At 55.9% G+C, this 15,539-nt stretch carries 15 protein-coding genes and 1 pseudogene; 4 read left to right on the top strand and 12 right to left on the bottom strand.

The features are described from left to right. Positions 1 to 78: 78 nt before the first annotated feature. The gene (locus tag JTJ32_RS12100; protein ID WP_058428061.1) at positions 79 to 636 is read left to right on the top strand and encodes a hypothetical protein; all 558 of its coding nucleotides are present in this window, start codon (positions 79 to 81) and stop codon (positions 634 to 636) included. Between the two features lie 14 nt (positions 637 to 650). On the opposite strand, the gene JTJ32_RS26425 is transcribed toward JTJ32_RS12100, so the two are convergent. Further along, positions 651 to 860 (bottom strand): hypothetical protein, encoded by a 210-nt coding sequence (locus JTJ32_RS26425; protein WP_236059262.1) that lies wholly within the window; start codon positions 858 to 860, stop codon positions 651 to 653. Between the two features lie 587 nt (positions 861 to 1,447). Beyond that, positions 1,448 to 1,945: a 3'-5' exoribonuclease gene (locus JTJ32_RS12095; RefSeq protein WP_058428058.1), complete on the bottom strand. Its 498-nt coding sequence runs from the start codon at positions 1,943 to 1,945 to the stop codon at positions 1,448 to 1,450. Between the two features lie 105 nt (positions 1,946 to 2,050). On the opposite strand from JTJ32_RS12095, the pseudogene JTJ32_RS26420 reads away from it, so the two are divergent. Together JTJ32_RS26420 and JTJ32_RS26935 are read left to right on the top strand one after the other, a co-directional pair. Beyond that, positions 2,051 to 2,659: pseudogene (locus JTJ32_RS26420) on the top strand (histidine phosphatase family protein); the annotation flags it as partial. 27 nt (positions 2,660 to 2,686) lie between these two features. Continuing rightward, positions 2,687 to 3,202 carry a DUF7693 family protein gene (locus JTJ32_RS26935; protein WP_456239181.1) on the top strand — a complete coding sequence of 172 codons (516 nt, stop codon included), beginning with the start codon at positions 2,687 to 2,689 and terminating at the stop codon, positions 3,200 to 3,202. A 278-nt stretch (positions 3,203 to 3,480) separates the two neighbouring features. On the opposite strand, the gene JTJ32_RS12085 is transcribed toward JTJ32_RS26935, so the two are convergent. From JTJ32_RS12085 to JTJ32_RS12060, 7 genes are all read right to left on the bottom strand, one after another. Further along, positions 3,481 to 3,831, bottom strand: coding sequence for a copper-binding protein (locus JTJ32_RS12085; RefSeq protein ID WP_200986551.1), 351 nt, complete (start codon positions 3,829 to 3,831; stop codon positions 3,481 to 3,483). Then, positions 3,828 to 6,986, bottom strand: a complete 3,159-nt coding sequence (locus JTJ32_RS12080) for an efflux RND transporter permease subunit (RefSeq protein WP_210042158.1) — start codon at positions 6,984 to 6,986, stop codon at positions 3,828 to 3,830. The genes JTJ32_RS12085 and JTJ32_RS12080 overlap by 4 nt, the downstream gene beginning before the upstream one ends. Further along, complete coding sequence (locus JTJ32_RS12075) at positions 6,983 to 8,467, bottom strand: efflux RND transporter periplasmic adaptor subunit (RefSeq protein WP_200986553.1); 1,485 nt, start codon at positions 8,465 to 8,467, stop codon at positions 6,983 to 6,985. Before JTJ32_RS12075 ends, JTJ32_RS12080 begins: the two co-directional genes overlap by 4 nt. Continuing rightward, positions 8,464 to 9,720: a TolC family protein gene (locus JTJ32_RS12070; protein ID WP_200986554.1), complete on the bottom strand. Its 1,257-nt coding sequence runs from the start codon at positions 9,718 to 9,720 to the stop codon at positions 8,464 to 8,466. The genes JTJ32_RS12075 and JTJ32_RS12070 overlap by 4 nt, the downstream gene beginning before the upstream one ends. 99 nt (positions 9,721 to 9,819) lie before the next feature. Continuing rightward, on the bottom strand, positions 9,820 to 10,161 hold the full coding sequence (locus JTJ32_RS26415; RefSeq protein WP_058428053.1) for a hypothetical protein: 342 nt from the start codon (positions 10,159 to 10,161) through the stop codon (positions 9,820 to 9,822). A gap of 184 nt (positions 10,162 to 10,345) precedes the next feature. Then, on the bottom strand, positions 10,346 to 11,734 hold the full coding sequence (locus tag JTJ32_RS12065) for a heavy metal sensor histidine kinase (RefSeq protein WP_058428052.1): 1,389 nt from the start codon (positions 11,732 to 11,734) through the stop codon (positions 10,346 to 10,348). Beyond that, positions 11,731 to 12,414 (bottom strand): heavy metal response regulator transcription factor, encoded by a 684-nt coding sequence (locus JTJ32_RS12060; RefSeq protein ID WP_058428051.1) that lies wholly within the window; start codon positions 12,412 to 12,414, stop codon positions 11,731 to 11,733. The genes JTJ32_RS12065 and JTJ32_RS12060 overlap by 4 nt, the downstream gene beginning before the upstream one ends. 258 nt (positions 12,415 to 12,672) lie before the next feature. On the opposite strand from JTJ32_RS12060, the gene JTJ32_RS12055 reads away from it, so the two are divergent. After that, complete coding sequence (locus JTJ32_RS12055) at positions 12,673 to 13,119, top strand: DUF411 domain-containing protein (RefSeq protein ID WP_058428067.1); 447 nt, start codon at positions 12,673 to 12,675, stop codon at positions 13,117 to 13,119. 50 nt (positions 13,120 to 13,169) lie between these two features. On the opposite strand, the gene copD is transcribed toward JTJ32_RS12055, so the two are convergent. The 3 genes from copD to JTJ32_RS12040 all read right to left on the bottom strand — a co-directional run bounded on the left by copD (position 13,170) and on the right by JTJ32_RS12040 (position 15,531). Next, complete coding sequence (gene copD, locus JTJ32_RS12050; protein WP_058428050.1) at positions 13,170 to 14,105, bottom strand: copper homeostasis membrane protein CopD; 936 nt, start codon at positions 14,103 to 14,105, stop codon at positions 13,170 to 13,172. Between the two features lie 2 nt (positions 14,106 to 14,107). Continuing rightward, positions 14,108 to 14,491, bottom strand: a complete 384-nt coding sequence (gene copC / locus JTJ32_RS12045) for a copper homeostasis periplasmic binding protein CopC (RefSeq protein ID WP_058428049.1) — start codon at positions 14,489 to 14,491, stop codon at positions 14,108 to 14,110. Between the two features lie 68 nt (positions 14,492 to 14,559). Then, positions 14,560 to 15,531, bottom strand: a complete 972-nt coding sequence (locus JTJ32_RS12040; RefSeq protein WP_210042156.1) for a copper resistance protein B — start codon at positions 15,529 to 15,531, stop codon at positions 14,560 to 14,562. Positions 15,532 to 15,539 lie beyond the last annotated feature (8 nt).

Below are 15,539 nucleotides of genomic sequence, written 5' to 3'. Positions count from 1 at the left end.
GGGCAGGGCTTATCTTCAGGCACCTTACCCTCCTTGTATGATCGCAGGATCCGCGCCCAATGGCCTCAAGGTAGGAGAATGTCATTGAAGTTGCTAACAAGCCTTTGGAACCTCATCAGCCCCGACCGCCGCCCCGAGCGTGAAAAGGCGCGTGAACGCGAGTTCATTCGGGCGGCGAACTCCTTGAAGACCCTCTCGGTTACTGACCGGGGTGGCATGTCTATCGACCCCGAAGAGATTCGCGACCAGATCGTCGCCTCACGTGAGCAGCTCAAGCATCTCGTTCACAAACCTGGGGCGGCTGACAGGCCGTTAAATGTGTCGGCAGACCGAGAGGTGGAGCAGGAAGCAAGTCCCGTCGTGAAGCCCTCAGCGAACGCCTTGGATTGTATTGAAGTGGTGGCTTGGCGTCGACTCGTTGGTGGCTCTGCAGTGCGCTACGTGTGCCTTCAGTCCACGCATACCGGTCGATACTCTGTCGCGACGGCTAGTCTCTTCTCTGGTGGTCAGGAGAGTCTCCCAGCATGGGTCGACGGCAATACCAACAACCAAATCGCGAATGCCCTACAGCTTGGTGAACTCCACTGGTGCGCGACTGTGGGAGAGGCCATGGACGCCTGGGATGCGGAACTCTAATAGTCGCCGGTGGTTCACCGGCACCATGGGCCCCAGGAGGGCGGATTTTCGATGATGTCGATGGACGTGCTGAGTTCGTACTGCATGCGCTCAAACACTCTTTCGAGCCTCGGATGAGCGTTCGACTCCCTTAATGTCGTGATCAGCCGCAACAGCTCATGGCCCTGAGCTAGGGGCATCTGGACATCGCAATACACTGTGTCGTCATCGTCCGTTATACCCATCGAGTTCACCAGTTGGTCTAGTCGTTGGCCTCACAGCCATCATGTAGGTTGGTGCGTGCCCTTCGGGAAAGGCTGTCGTTAACCGAGTCTGCGCCTCGGCCCTTCGGGCTTCCATCCTACACGCCGGCGCGCTCCGCTTGCCCTCCCGCAGCTTTCATCTCACAACCCGAGGTCTAGCTCCTATCGTACAGCCTGCGCGGCTCGATGCTCTTTCAGATGCAGCATATCAGCCTCCCACGTGGACAGGAATTTATACCAGTCTGCAGCATAAGGGCCATCAGGAACTCTGGTTGACCCAATGCTGGCTTGGAGGAAACGCTCTCGCCAAGGTTGCGGGATGCTCACCTCACGGACGATGCGGCATCCTATCGGATGGGGCTCGGTAGGTATCACACTTCGGAGCTGCTCTGCAGTAAGTACGGATTCCGGGCTTGAAATGAGATGTGCCTCGCGCAACTCGACATTTTCGAGGACATGAAGGACTTCAAGCGCCTGAGTGTCTCCTGGCGATAAGGGGGCAAGAGCCCACAGGGCCTTGCGCCTAGCTTTCTCTAGATGTCGAAGCTCTTCATCATGATTCATCGCAATCAATCTCCAATCAGCCTGGAAGCCGCTGAGATTTGCTGGTACAGCTCATTAAGGAGCCGTGCATCCAGCAAAGCATGATGAGGAAGCTCGGGAAGCACTACTTCTGCGATATCGCTGGCTTCAAAATTTCTGAACAGGCGAATTAGGTTGGTGGGCCTGTTCGCCACATGGCTTGGCCATCGGTTATCAACATAGGCCAGCTGACAGAAGAATTCCCAATCCCAATCTGGGGCATCCGAGCACACCTCCAGCGGGCCCTCGATGCCTGTTAGGAAAATCCCCAGTGCAGCTTGAGCCTCCACGAGGCTCATCCCATAGCGGGCCAAAGCCAATTGCGGCAGGACGTTTTTGATTACGAAGTCACTGCAATCCGCGACCTGGTAGGTATCCGTTAGCTCCACGTAAAACTCGTGGCCACGTTCCGAAACCAATGCCAGCGAGATCAGCTTCGTGCTCGCGTTTAGCTGACTGAACTCAGAGTCCAAAAAAAGCTTCATTCCGTTACCACATGCGACGTCTCAACCTGGGCCATGACTAGGGTGTATGGCTGTGTGTATCTTAGCGAAATGAGAGAGACGGTTGGATGAGTGAGTGTCTGATTGATAAAACATGTCCGATTAGTTCGCCACGGGGAAAGTGCCGCTAACGCCGGTGCAGCCAGCGCGGATCACGCCACGATTCCCCTCACGCCGAAGGGCTTGAAGCAAGCGCGTTTGGCTGCCATGTCGTTTACGCGTGCGCCGGATCTAATCATTGCCTCGCCGTTTGCCCGAGCGCAGGGAACTGCTATGGCCACCGTGGCGGCCTTTCCCGGTGTTCCTGTTGAGACTTGGCCCATCCAGGAATTCACTTACCTTGAGCCTGCCAGATGCGCAAACACCACTGTCGACCAACGCCGCGCTTGGGTCGATGCATATTGGTCGAGGTCAGATCCTACGTACGTGGATGGTGCAGGCGCCGAGTCGTTCCGGGACTTCATTCATCGAGCTCAGTCATTCCTAGATAGACTTGCAGAGCATCCTGCTCAGGATATAGCGGTGTTTTCTCATGGGCAGGTTATCAATGCCATCGCATGGCTGATCGAGCGTAAGCCGCAGGTAATAGATCGCCAGATTATGGCGAACTGGCGTGAGTATGAGATCGCGAATCACGTGCCTAACTGCTGCGGCTACAAGCTAACCAAGCATCCATGCGAAGCCGATTGGATAGTGAGCCCGTCAGTTCCTGATGCGCCTCTAATGACCGAGCCTGGATACATACCAGGGAGAACCTACCAACCCGCGCGCAATCCTGAGCATCTGCTGATTGAAGCACGCGCCGACGCCCTATCAGCCGCAGGCTATCCGCTGACAGCTGATGACCCGGCTATGTACGCTGAGCAAAGGCTGAAAGAGGCCAGAGCGGCAGCTTGTTCATCCCAGGCAGATATCGTTATCGGAAACACGGCGGCTGAGCTCTCCGCAAGAGAGGTATCCCAGGTACTGAGGGAGGCGATTTTCGGTCGATGTGTCATGAGTAAGGTAGGGCATGAATCGTGGGACGAGGTTTATGCCGGCCACTTCCACGTCAGCATCGAGGGTTGGCGGATATCGCTCTACAACGACTGCGATCAGCTCGACTATTGTGTGCAAGGCGTAAGTCCAGATGGGCAGCGCTGGTCGTTTGATTCCGGGGATCGATTTGGCACTGATCCAGTTGCACTGCTCAGCGCCTGGGAGCATCAAACACTTGAGCGGCTTTTGAAAACATTATGAGAGTTCGTTTCGGGGCGTGCCCAGCTGGGGCGGCTGTCGTAAACCAAGCCAACGGTGCCCGCTGTCTTGGCCCGTTGGGCTTCCATCCTCACGCCTTCGGCTGCCGCCTGCGCGCTCTGCTTGCTTCGATGGTTCCCGGTGCCATGCGGTAAGCTGAAGTCCTGCGAATAATGTGCAGAGGATGCGACTCGCTTTGGTCAAAACGGAACAACCCGCCACGATCATAAGGTTCAAGGCATGACCGGCACGGAGTGCCGATCATTCTCATCAATACGGCCCTATTTATTAATGGAAACAATTGCGGCTTTGCCATCCACCAGCTTAAAGAAGAACGATACCCGGTCACCAACCGCCAGCCCTTTCATCTGATCCTCCGTTACGGAAAAGGCCATGGTCATCGGCGGCCATTGCACGGCTGGAACAGCTCCATGGGAGAGGGTCACCGTATGCTTCGTAGTATCTATAGCCTTGATCGTTCCCTCGGCATTGGCAACTTGAGCCTGTCTTGCATTCTGCTTCATTTCCATGCCCGCCGTGCCGTCCATTTTCATGCCTGGCATGTCCTCCGCATGGACAGAAAGTGAAAGCGCAAATACGGTGCTTGCAACCGCAATCATGGTCAGTTTCATACGACTTTTCCTTGAGGCTTGATGGGTGCAACTGAGAGGTGCCGACGACGCATCAGACGATAGGCTGCCGGAATGACAAACAGGGAAAGCAAAGGTGCCGTGACCATACCGCCGACCATAGGCGCGGCAATGCGGCTCATCACTTCGCTACCAGTACCGCTGCCCAACAAGATGGGTAAAAGGCCGGCAATGATCACGGCAACGGTCATGGCCTTGGGTCGAACGCGCTGCACAGCGCCTTCGCGAATGGCCGCAACCAGCCCACGTTCAGTGTTGTCGCCGAGGTCTTCACGTTCGGCCCAGGCGTTCTTCAGGTAGAGCAGCATGATCACGCCAAATTCGGCAGAAACACCGGCCAGTGCGATAAAGCCGACCCCGGTTGCAACCGACAGGTTGAACCCCAACAGATAGAGGAACCATGCCCCGCCAGTCAGTGCGAATGGCAGAGTGGCCATGATCAGCATTGCCTCATCGAATCGGGCAAAAGTCAGGTAGAGCAGCACGAAGATGATCAACAGCGTGGCAGGCACCACCAGTTTGAGGCGTGCGTTAGCGCGTTCCAGAAACTCAAACTGTCCCGAGTAGTTCAGGCTCATGCCAGGCTGCAACTTGACCTGTTCATCTACCGCTCGACGCAAATCAGCAACAACCGAGGCAATGTCCCGTCCACGCACATCGATGTACACCCAGCCTGAGGGCCTTGCGTTCTCGCTCTTAAGCATTGGTGGGCCATCCGTGACCTTGACCTTCGCGACCGTGCCGAGCGTAATCTGGCTACCCAACGGGGTATAGATCGGTAATTGCTCCAGGGCACCGACCGAATCACGCCACTCCCTTGGATAACGCACGTTGATCGGGAAGCGTGCGAGCCCTTCAATAGTCTCCCCGACGTTTTCACCGCCGATAGCACCGGCCACAATGGACTGCACATCGGCGATATTCAGTCCGTACCGGGCTGCGGCTTTACGGTCGATATTCACATCGATATAACGGCCACCGGTTAGTCGCTCAGCTAAGGCCGAACTGACACCGGGCACGCCTTTGGCAACGCGCTCGACGGCCTGAGTAGCGGCATCGATGTCCGTCAGGTTGGTGCCAGCAACTTTCACTCCGATGGGACTTTTGATCCCAGTGGCCAGCATGTCGATACGGTTGCAAATCGGTGGTATCCATATATTTGTAAGGCCAGGTACTCGTACCACTCGATCCAGTTCCTCCACCAATTTTTCCTGCGTCATGCCTGCACGCCATTGCTCATGCGGTTTGAACTGAATGGTGGTTTCAAACATTTCCAGCGGTGCCGGGTCGGTGGCAGTTTCAGCACGTCCTGCTTTACCAAAGACGTGTTCGATCTCTGGAACAGTCTTAATTAGGCGGTCGGTTTGTTGCAGCAACTGCGCCGCTTTCTGCGCCGACAATCCCGGCAGAGCTGAAGGCATATAGAGCAGATCGCCCTCGTCCAACGGGGGGAGAAACTCGCCGCCCAAGCGCGACATCGGCCATAGCGCGCTGACAAATACCAACAACGCAATAAGCAGCGTGATCCTTGGTCGACGCAAGACTGCGTCTAGGGCAGGCTGATATATCCGAATCAACCACCGGTTCAACGGGTTCTGTTGTTCAGTGGGGATTCGCCCCCGAATCCAATAGCCCATCAGCACTGGCACCAGGGTCACTGACAATCCCGCCGCTGCGGCCATGGCGTAGGTTTTGGTGAAAGCCAACGGGCCGAACAACCGTCCCTCTTGCGCTTCCAGGGTGAACACCGGAATGAAAGACAGGGTGATGATCAGCAGACAGAAGAATAGCGCAGGGCCTACCTCTGCCGCTGCTTCGGTCATCACGTGCCAATGCCGCTCGCCCTTCAGTTCCTCCCCAGGATTGGCCGCATGCCAGGCCTCGATCTTTTTATGGGCGTTCTCGATCATCACCACGGCGGCATCGACCATGGCGCCGATGGCGATGGCAATCCCACCCAAGGACATGATGTTGGCGTTGATCCCTTGGTAACGCATTACGATGAAGGCAATCAGCACACCCACCGGCAGGGAGATGATCGCCACCAGCGATGAGCGCAAGTGCCACAGGAATATCCCACAGACCAATGCGACAACGATGAACTCTTCGATGAGCTTCTGACTGAGGTTTTCCACAGCACGGTCGATCAGTTTGCTGCGGTCATACGTTGTGACGATTTCTACTCCAGCCGGCAAACTGCTTTTCAGTTCGTCGAGCTTCGTCTTGACCGCCGCAATGGTCTCGCGAGCATTCTTGCCGCTGCGCAAAATCACCACGCCGCCGACGGTCTCGCCTTCGCCATCGAGTTCGGTAATGCCACGCCGCATTTCCGGCCCCAACTGGATCGTGGCGACATCGCCAAGACTCACCGGTACACCTCCTGCACCGAGCTTCAAAGGGATAGCACGAAAGTCATTGAGTGTTTTTAGGTAGCCTGAGGCCCGCACAATGAACTCGGTCTCAGCCATCTCCAGCACGGCACCACCGGTTTCCTGATTGGCCTTGCCGATGGCCTCGGTTACCTCAGCTTGAGTGATACCGAGGCTGGCCAGTTTGAGCGGGTCAAGCTGCACCTGGTACTGCTTGACCATACCTCCCACAGTGGCCACCTCCGCAACGTTCGGCAGGGTTTTGAGTTCAAACTTTAGAAACCAATCCTGAAGCGCGCGAAGCTGTGCCAGATCGTGTCCGCCGCTGCGATCCACCAGTGCGTACTGATAGATCCAACCCACGCCCGTCGCGTCCGGCCCCAACGCGGGTTTGGCGCTGGCTGGCAACCGACCTTGTATCTGGCTCAGATACTCCAACACTCGTGACCGGGCCCAGTACAGGTCAGTCCCGTCCTCGAACAGCACGTAGACGAAGCTGTCACCGAAGAAGGAATAACCACGGACGGTCTTTGCGCCTGGCACCGAGAGCATGGTGGTCGCCAACGGATAGGTCACCTGATTTTCGACAATCTGCGGTGCCTGGCCTGCGTAAGGTGTCCGGATGATTACCTGCACATCGGAGAGATCCGGCAGCGCATCGATGGGCGTGCTCTGCACCGACCAAATACCCCAAGCCGTGACGAACAGTGTCGCCAGTAGTACCAGGAATCGGTTGGCCACCGACCAACGAATGAGGGCAGCAATCATGGCTGGCCTCCCGATTTATCCAGGCGCTCAACACGCAAGCCATCGTCAGTCTGGCTCACCGCGACCCGAACCTTGTCACCCGTTTTGAGGCCCTGCATCAGGGCCGGGTTCGCGAGTGGGAAAGTCATCGTCATGCCAGGCATGCCCAGCGTCTTGAAGGGGCCATGGGCGAGTGTGACTTCTTTGTCGTTGATCTCAACGATCTGCCCATCCGCCTCATGAAAACTGGAGGTTGCTGCGCTGGGCAGTGACTCTTCCTCCGAGCTTGCAACGATTCCCTTGAGACTGGCCTCCGAGTCGAGCAGGAACTGGCCAGACGTAACAACCTTCTGGCCTTCTTCCAGACCTTTCACTATCGCCGTCTTGCCATCACTTTCCTGCCCGAGATGCACCTCCACTGGACGGTAGCGGCCCGCGCCTTCGGCGAGCATCACCAAGGCACGTCGGCCAGTGCGGATGACGGCCTCGCTCGGCACCCACAACACGCTTTGCCCGGTCGAGTGAGTCAGGCGTACCTGCGCCGTCAAACCCGGTCTGAGGCGTCCGTCGGGATTGGGGAGCTCCACTCGCACGCGAAGAGTCCGGCTGTCCTGGTTGGTCTCGGGCAACACCGCGCTGACTTTGCCACTGAGTGTTGCACCTGGGAAGGCTAGTAGATGCACTTCGACTACCTGCCCCTCGGTGATCGATCCGGCATCCGATTCTGGAACGGCCACGGCAAGCCAGACACTGCTCAAGCCATTGACGCGTGCCAGCGTGTCGCCAGTCGCCACGGTCATACCCGTTCGTACGTTCAGCTCTTGCAATACACCGGCAATGGGGCTGGTAAGCGTCAGGTAGGGCTGAACCTTACCGCCACGCTCTAACTGAGTAATCAGTGCTGCCGGCATCCCTGTGAGCCGCAGTCGCTCGCGGGCCGCAGCCAACAGGTCAGCATCCCCGCTGCGCTTCAATGCTAGAAATTCTGTCTGGGCAGCCACCCATTCAGGCACCAGGATATCCGCCAACGCCGCGTTGGCTTTGAGCACATCACCGGGAGCGTGGGCATAAACCCGCTCCACAAAGCCCGTGGTGCGCGCCTGAATTACAGCGACATCACGTTCGTTGAATCCCAAGACACCCGTCACATCAAGGCTGGAGTCAAAGATTCCACGGGTGACTGTTGCAAAACGCAGGCCGAGATTCTGGGTCAGACTCGGATCGATACTAACGGTCGCCCGATCCCCTGGGCCACCGGCGTACTGAGGAACCAGTTGCATATCCATGAAGGGTGATTTACCTGGCTTGTCGAACTTTTGCTGCGGGTACATGGGGTCGTACCAATACAGTGCTTTGCGTTCGCCCGGTGAATTTAGGCTCTGCTCCTGTGTGGTATTTGGTAGTCCACTCATGCGCTGATGCGCCAACCAAAAACCACCGGCAACACCCAATGCCAGCGAGATGCCTACCAGCAATGCCCCGTTCCCTTTTTTAAGGATCATTGGCTGAACTCCCCATAAGCAAAATACAAACGCGCACTGGTCAGCGCTCGCTGCTCCTCCACGTCGATCTGTTTGAGGCGGGCCTCGATGAGTTCACGTCGGGCGGCAACAACGGCGTTTAAATCGCCTTTGCCCGAGCGATAACTGGCCATGCTGAGTTCGACCTTTTCCTTAGCCAGCGGCAACAGGCTTTCCTGGTTACGGCGTACCGCACGATTCAGGCGCTCATAGTCAGCCAGTTCGTTTTCCAGTTGCTGGGTATGCTCGCGTGACAGGGCTTCGCGCTCGGCCTCAAGCTGACTGAGTTCCGCCTGTTTGGCTGCGATTTTTGGGTTCTGGCGAGAGTCAGGAAACAGCGGCAGATCCCAAGAAAATTGCACGCTGACCATATCGCCGAACTCACGGCCACGGCGCTGGTAATCCAGTTCCCAGCTCCAGTCTGACTGTTTCTCCGACACGGCTTCACGAACCTTGGCTTGCGCTTCGCGGGTCATCGGCGCATACGCTGCCAACTCGGGATGGTGTTGCAGTTTATGGGAGTAACTTGAGGTGTCGACTGCCCATTCAGGCAAGCTGCCCACAGGCTTGTCGTTGGCGGCGGAGCCAATCCAGCGTTTGAGGGCCGCTCGGGCCTGTGCTCTCTGGAGAATCAGATCGTCCTGTTGCTCTGCCAGTTGAGCTGCTTCCTGCTTGGGTGTCACCGCATCGGCGGGCTGAGCGCGGCCCCCGGCGATTTGGGCTCGGACGGCATCGGTCAATAATCGGTTTTCTTTGTAGAAGTCCTGGAACAGCGCATCTTTACGCTCAACTGCATAGCTACTGATCCAGGCCAATGCCGTGGACTGGCGTACCTTCAGACGTTCGACTCTACGCTCCGCAACAGCGCGATCAACAGCAGCATCGGCGACCTCGATGCGCGCTTTGCGCTTGTCGCTATTGGGCATCTCCTGCCTGACCCCGACCATTTGCATGGTCATGAAGTCCTGGTCGATGCTCCAGCGATCCGGGCCGCCAATGGGGTAGTTCTGCACACCCACCAATAACTTGGGATCAGGTAATTCACCAATGGGGATGGCTGCACTGCTGGCAGCCTGAATTTTCGCGTCTTGTGCGGCTAGTGACGGCGCATTGCTCTCGGCCAGCCGCAACGCCTCATCGAGCGTCAAGCCGGCAGCGAAACCCGGCAATGCCAGCACGCCCGCCGCCAAGCCAGTCACGAGAGACCAGCCTATGCGATTGCACTTGGAGTTCATGTTTACGATTCCTGTGATCATCCACTGCACGCGTCAAAAGACATGCGCACAGCCAGTCCATCCCGCTTATGCGGAATGAGGCTCAATGCGGGACAGGAATCAAATGCGTGGCGGTCGCCACACCCCTGACGGGGTCTGTACAGGCAGGGTATCGCTGGAAAAGGAAAGCACTACAGGACTAAACAGATTTACGGGGGGCTTGAAGAACGACACTTGCAACATGCCACCTGTCTTGCATTCCTGGCCTGGCTTGCAAGGGTTACCGTGCTCGGTAGGGCTTTTCATATCGTTACAGCAGTCCATTCCCATGTCGTCCATCATCGCCATGCCCATCGCTTTCATAGGGCAAGGCTCTGTGGGTGCCTGAACGCCCGCCATCCCACTGAGGGGAAGCGCCAAGCTAATCATGAAGATAATGCAAAACCGCAGGTAGCGTTTCATGCGTTGGAGTGTAGTTGCTGAAAGTGGCTCGTACAATTGAACATACCAGCATCGACCTGACTTCAAAGCATCTCGAGATCTATTGCACCCGAAACGGGTTAAGCCAACATTACGATTAGAAGATCAAGAATAAATCAATGATGGTGATGAACTCATTCACCCGCACGGCGCCTTAGCCGAAAGCTCACTCAGAGCCAGCACGCCACGCGGGTAAACGGATCACAAAAGCCGTATGACCGTCGCTGGAGACGCATCCGACGGTGCCGTCATGGGCCTCAACCAACGATTTGACGATTGCCAAACCTAATCCAGCATTGCTCGTAGCGCCCTCTCTCCGTGCAGGATCGACTCTGAAAAAGCGGTCAAACAGGCGCGGCAGATGCTCTGCAGCTATCTCCTCTCCAGGGTTCGTCACTGACAGGCTGATCATGCTCCCCAGCGACTCGATTTTTACAGAGATCGTGCAGTCAGGTGGCGTATACCTGAGCGCATTTGACAGTAAATTAGAGATCATCCTATCCAACATAGTCCCGTCACCGTAGACCGTGCCGTGTCCGGAGACCTGCAGCTTTACTCGAGTATCATCAGCCAGCAACTGGTAATACTCGAAGAGTTTCTCAACGACGGAACGCAACTCAATTTTCTCTTTGGCGGGTAGAACCAAGCCGTTGTCCGACTTTGCCAAGAACAGCATGCCATCAATAATCCCGGAAAGCCGGTTGAGATCTTCCAGATTGGAATATAGGTTCTCCTCGTAATCCTCTGGCGCACGTTTCTTCGTGAGAATGACCTCAGTGTGTGTGCGCAGATTGCTGATAGGAGTCCGTAATTCATGCGCGATATCAGCTGAAAAATTGGATAGCCTGACAAATGAATCCTCAAGGCGACCTAGCATGGCATTGAACGAAGATACGAGAAGCTCAAGTTCGCGGGGCACTGATTCCAGCGGGATGCGCTCTTTTAGCGATCCGACTGACATCGAAGCTGCGACCTGTGTGACTTGCGCGACCGGCTTAAGCCCACTACGCGCCACCAGCCATCCTAAAGCCGCGCTGACCAAAGCGCTGATAGCCAGCCCGATTACCAACCACCAGCGCAAGGTTTCGACGAAATGCATATGACTGGTGATGTCCAAGCTCAACCATGCGGTCAGTGGCTCAGCCTCACTCACCAATCGAACCTGGGCTTTCATGCCTCGGTACATATGGCCGCCAGCCGTCCACTCGAGCATATCCTGCCCAGCCTCTTGAGCGCTGAAGGGAGGTTGTGCAGCTCCGTTGGAAGTAGCGAAGATTGTCCTCCCGCTTTCAGTGACAATCGATGCTGAAAGCTCCTGATGGGCGCCTAATAATGCTTGCAGCTGTAGCACCACCTCTGAAGAGTCTACGGAGCCAGCTTCGCCATCCATGATTTGCCGAATGGATTCGAGCTTTTCGAGCATGAGTTGACGGTCGAGGCCTTTGAAGTGATGACGACTGAACGCATCGAAGGTAAAGCCAGCTACAACCAGCACGGCAACCACAGCACAGACGAACATCATGCTCAAACGACGTGTAAGAGATGCTCGCTTCATTCGGAGTCTGGAGCGTCTAGCATGTAGCCCATTCCCCTCGTGGTCTGAATCAGCTTGGTGTCGAAATCATCGTCGATTTTGGCCCTGAGGCGGCGAATCGCGACTTCGATTACATTGGTATCACTGTCGAAGTTCATATCCCAGACCTGCGATGCGATCAGTGATTTCGGCAAGACCTCCCCTCTACGGCGCATAAGGAGTTCCAAAAGCGAGAATTCCTTCGCGGTAAGGTCAATGCGACGACCTGAGCGTGAGGCCCGGCGCTTTAGCAGGTCGACTTCCAGATCTCCGATCCTGATAGATGTCTGGTTGGGTACGGCGGAGCCACGGCGAAGCAAGCTTCTGACGCGGGCTAGTAGTTCGGAAAATGCGAAGGGTTTAACGAGATAGTCGTCCGCGCCCAACTCTAACCCTTTGACCCGATCATCGACTCCATCCCTGGCCGTTAGGAAGAGCACGGGGACTGGGCTACCGGATGCACGTACACCCCGAATGACTTCCCAGCCATCGACGCCCGGCATCATCACGTCCAGAATCAGGAGATCGTAGGTCTCGCTCAGCGCTTGATGTAGCGCCTCTGTCCCCGTCATGACTCGGTCGACACTGAAGCCTGCCTCCACGAGGCCCTGCTGTAAGTACATGCCGATTTTAGGTTCATCTTCTGCGACCAAGAGTTTCATCAACGGGCTCCGGTTCTACGGTGTTCTAGTGTGCTACCAATCTGGCAACTGTGCGCAAGCTTACGTAAATGTAATTGGCTCAACAGCCAACACATACCTCCCAGTTACGATAGGCCGGCTTACGGTGACAGCGGCTAGCGGGCGGCTTACAAAAATGTAATCGCGATCTGATTTTTTGCGCTTAACCTACCTGCCAGAGGGTGCGGATGCCAAAGGCATACAGAGTGACCGTACTAAAACGTGATGAGGTGCATTGAGATGTCCAAACGAAAGCTTTTGGTCGCTATGGGGTTGGTGATGTGTGGTATCGCACAGGCCGCTGAGCCGCTCACAATTGACGTGCATCGTGACGCGAATTGCGGCTGCTGCAAGGAATGGGTCAAGCACCTTGAATCAAACGGATTTAAGGTGGTAGACCACGTCGAAGGTAATATGAGTGCTATCAAGCAGAGCCTGGGAGTGCCGCAGGGACTAGCGTCGTGCCATACGGGTGTTATCGACGGCAAGTTTGTAGAGGGACATGTGCCAGCTGATGAAATCAAGAAGCTGAGTGGTCGCTCCGACCTCGCAGGAATCGCAGTGCCAGGTATGCCCGCAGGTTCTCCCGGCATGGACTACGGCCAGAACCGTCAACCTTATCAAGTCCTGGGGGTTACCAAGGCAGGAGCGCAAGAAGTGGTTGCTGACTACCCCGTCAGCCGATAGTTAGGCTCGGATCTGAGCGGCTTCGGGCTCGCTCAGATCTAGCTGCTAGCTCACCCTTGAGCCATATCGATTGAAGGACTCAATGTCCCTAGCCATGCCACCAAGCAGACGATGACAACCGCACAGGTTGACTCAATAACTACGCTTTTTCTCAAAGCAGTTGCTGCCAGGGAATATTCACCGGCCTCCACAGAGCGTTCGAGTGAAGGGCTCAGGTAAAAACGATTGAGGGTTGCCAGCCCAATCATGCATCCAAAAAGCAGGATTTTAACGAGCAGAAGGATGCCATAGGTACTGGTCACGACGTCTAACAATGTCGGCCCGACGATGAAAAGATAGTTAGCGATACCCGTGACTATGATCGTACCAACAATGAACGCGCCTGCTGTCTCGAAGCCCTTGAGCGCTCGTGACAGCACTCGTACGAGTTGCTCCGAATTAGACCTCCTGATGCTCAACATCAGGCCGAACGCCGCGAGAGCTCCTATCCATCCGCCAGCGGCTAGTAGATGCAGAATATCAGCCGCAAAGTGCCAAAACCGTCGCACCCCTTCGTCCATCGCCCCGTGACCTGTCCACGGGAGCGTGGCCAACGCGATGCTACCCGCCAAAGTAGCGATCCAGAGACTGCCTGTTGGCCATCGCTTACTCTGGCTTCCGAAGAAAATCACCACCGCGAGCGAGATCATGCGTGTAAGCCAGCTGTAGCCGACTTCTGTCTCGTACAGCATCATTTCCAGGTGGGGCCGAAGCTCTGCCCAGTCGGAGGCACCGCTCATATTTTTTGTCATAACGACAAAGGCGGCTAGAGACAAAAGCATACCTACTGCGGCAATGCCAGGGAGTAGCGACCCAAAATGCAGAACTGTTCCCGATGCTCGTTCCTTCCCCCGAAGACTGTATAGCCCAAAGACCGCGAGTCCGAACAGGAGCATTAGATCCAGGTAGAGCGCGAGGCGCAGCACTACATTCAAAGAGTCGCTCATGCTTATTTCACTTTGAAAGTTACGGCGCCGGTGATCGGGTGGGTGTCGGACGAAACGGCTCGCCACTCCACTTTATAGGTGCCAGTTGTGAGAGGGGTGGCAGGAGTTACGACCATCGTTTTGGGATCACCGCCGCCGGCCACGCTCGCCTTCACACCCATAGGTGAATTAGGCATGCCAGGCATGTCGGTCATGATCAACTTGGCTCCGGAAAACTGAGTGACCAAGTTTTCAGAAAAGTGCAGCTCAATCTTTGCCGGAGCTTGGCCGCTCTCACCTTCAGCAGGAGTTGAAGACAGCAGCTTCGGGTGGGCTTGGGCAACTGCACTGAGCAGTAAGCTGGATGAAAGAGCAACTGCCACAACACAGGATTTGAAAACGGACATGCAAGGCTCCTCACAGCACGAAGCTGTTGTAATGAGGTGAGATAATTATTGGGTGACGCTAACTTCGATTAGAACCAAACTCGGACGCCGACCACTAGGCGTGCTTCGCTATTGTCTTCACCTTCCTCGCGGGCATAGTCTGCGGTTTTTCCATAAGACCGATTCCAAGTCACACCGACGTAGGGTGCAAACTGCGGACGGATTTCGTATCTGAGCCGCAAACCAACTTCACTTTCAGACAGCCCCGAACCCACTCCACGCTGGGGATCGTTTTTTCCGTAAAAATTGAATTCTGCCGTCGGTTGCAATATCAGCTTGTTGGTAAGGAGAATGTCGTAGTCCCCTTCCAGCCGAGCAGCGGTCTGGCCACCTTCCCCGAGATAAGCAGTCGCTTTGGCCTCGAAATTGTAGAGAGCCAAGCCTTGGATACCGAAAGCAGCCCACGTCTGAGGGTCGCCTGGTTTGAAGTCTTGACGAACCCCGCCGACCAGATCCCACCAAGGGCTGATGGCGTGTCCCCATAGAGCGTGAACCTCAGCTTCTTCAGTCTTCCCATTGGTGCGCTCCCCTTCGGTGCGCAACCAAAGCCGATCAACATCTCCCCCTATCCAACCCTGGGCTTCCCAGTTCAGCGCGCTTCCATCGTCAGCATCCTGCCATTCCAGCTTCTCAAATATAAAAAATGAGTTGAGAGCACTGTCATGGACTTCGTGACCACCAGGGGCGTTATAAACTGCGGCTCTGTCAGCATCTGTCAGTGGTGGTATCGGAGTCCGACTTTGAGTTTGTGGCTGCTTGGCGGGCTGCATACCCTCCATTTTGCTGTGATCCATACTCTGCATTTGGCTGTGATCCATGCCCTGCATTTGGCTGTGATCCATGCCCTGCATTTGGCTGTGATCCATACCCCGCATCTGGCCCTGATCCATACCCTGCATCTGCCCAGTAGACTCAGCAGCTGCCGGCAAGGCAACAACAGCAGTGAGAGCGACCGTGAGCACAGCTGAGTGCATGCGAGTCCCGCTTAAGAAATTACTCATAGCCATCT

The organism is Pseudomonas alliivorans (genome assembly GCF_017826695.1).
Taxonomy (GTDB): Bacteria; Pseudomonadota; Gammaproteobacteria; order Pseudomonadales; family Pseudomonadaceae; genus Aquipseudomonas; species Aquipseudomonas alliivorans.
Note: the sequence above shows the minus strand (reverse complement) of the source record. Positions and strands in the feature narration are given on the sequence as shown.

Excerpts from the sequence above, each read along its gene's own strand:
- JTJ32_RS12040 (WP_210042156.1), bottom strand. The coding sequence starts at position 15,531 with ATGAGTAATTTCTTAAGCGGGACTCGCATGCACTCAGCTGTGCTCACG.
- copC (WP_058428049.1), bottom strand. The coding sequence starts at position 14,491 with ATGTCCGTTTTCAAATCCTGTGTTGTGGCAGTTGCTCTTTCATCCAGC.
- JTJ32_RS12070 (WP_200986554.1), bottom strand. The coding sequence starts at position 9,720 with ATGAACTCCAAGTGCAATCGCATAGGCTGGTCTCTCGTGACTGGCTTG.
- JTJ32_RS12055 (WP_058428067.1), top strand. The coding sequence starts at position 12,673 with ATGTCCAAACGAAAGCTTTTGGTCGCTATGGGGTTGGTGATGTGTGGT.
- JTJ32_RS12075 (WP_200986553.1), bottom strand. The coding sequence starts at position 8,467 with ATGATCCTTAAAAAAGGGAACGGGGCATTGCTGGTAGGCATCTCGCTG.
- JTJ32_RS12085 (WP_200986551.1), bottom strand. The coding sequence starts at position 3,831 with ATGAAACTGACCATGATTGCGGTTGCAAGCACCGTATTTGCGCTTTCA.
- copD (WP_058428050.1), bottom strand. The coding sequence starts at position 14,105 with ATGAGCGACTCTTTGAATGTAGTGCTGCGCCTCGCGCTCTACCTGGAT.
- JTJ32_RS26935 (WP_456239181.1), top strand. The coding sequence starts at position 2,687 with ATGACCGAGCCTGGATACATACCAGGGAGAACCTACCAACCCGCGCGC.
- JTJ32_RS12100 (WP_058428061.1), top strand. The coding sequence starts at position 79 with ATGTCATTGAAGTTGCTAACAAGCCTTTGGAACCTCATCAGCCCCGAC.
- JTJ32_RS12065 (WP_058428052.1), bottom strand. The coding sequence starts at position 11,734 with ATGAAGCGAGCATCTCTTACACGTCGTTTGAGCATGATGTTCGTCTGT.
- JTJ32_RS12095 (WP_058428058.1), bottom strand. The coding sequence starts at position 1,945 with ATGAAGCTTTTTTTGGACTCTGAGTTCAGTCAGCTAAACGCGAGCACG.
- JTJ32_RS12060 (WP_058428051.1), bottom strand. The coding sequence starts at position 12,414 with ATGAAACTCTTGGTCGCAGAAGATGAACCTAAAATCGGCATGTACTTA.
- JTJ32_RS26415 (WP_058428053.1), bottom strand. The coding sequence starts at position 10,161 with ATGAAACGCTACCTGCGGTTTTGCATTATCTTCATGATTAGCTTGGCG.
- JTJ32_RS12080 (WP_210042158.1), bottom strand. The coding sequence starts at position 6,986 with ATGATTGCTGCCCTCATTCGTTGGTCGGTGGCCAACCGATTCCTGGTA.
- JTJ32_RS26425 (WP_236059262.1), bottom strand. The coding sequence starts at position 860 with ATGGGTATAACGGACGATGACGACACAGTGTATTGCGATGTCCAGATG.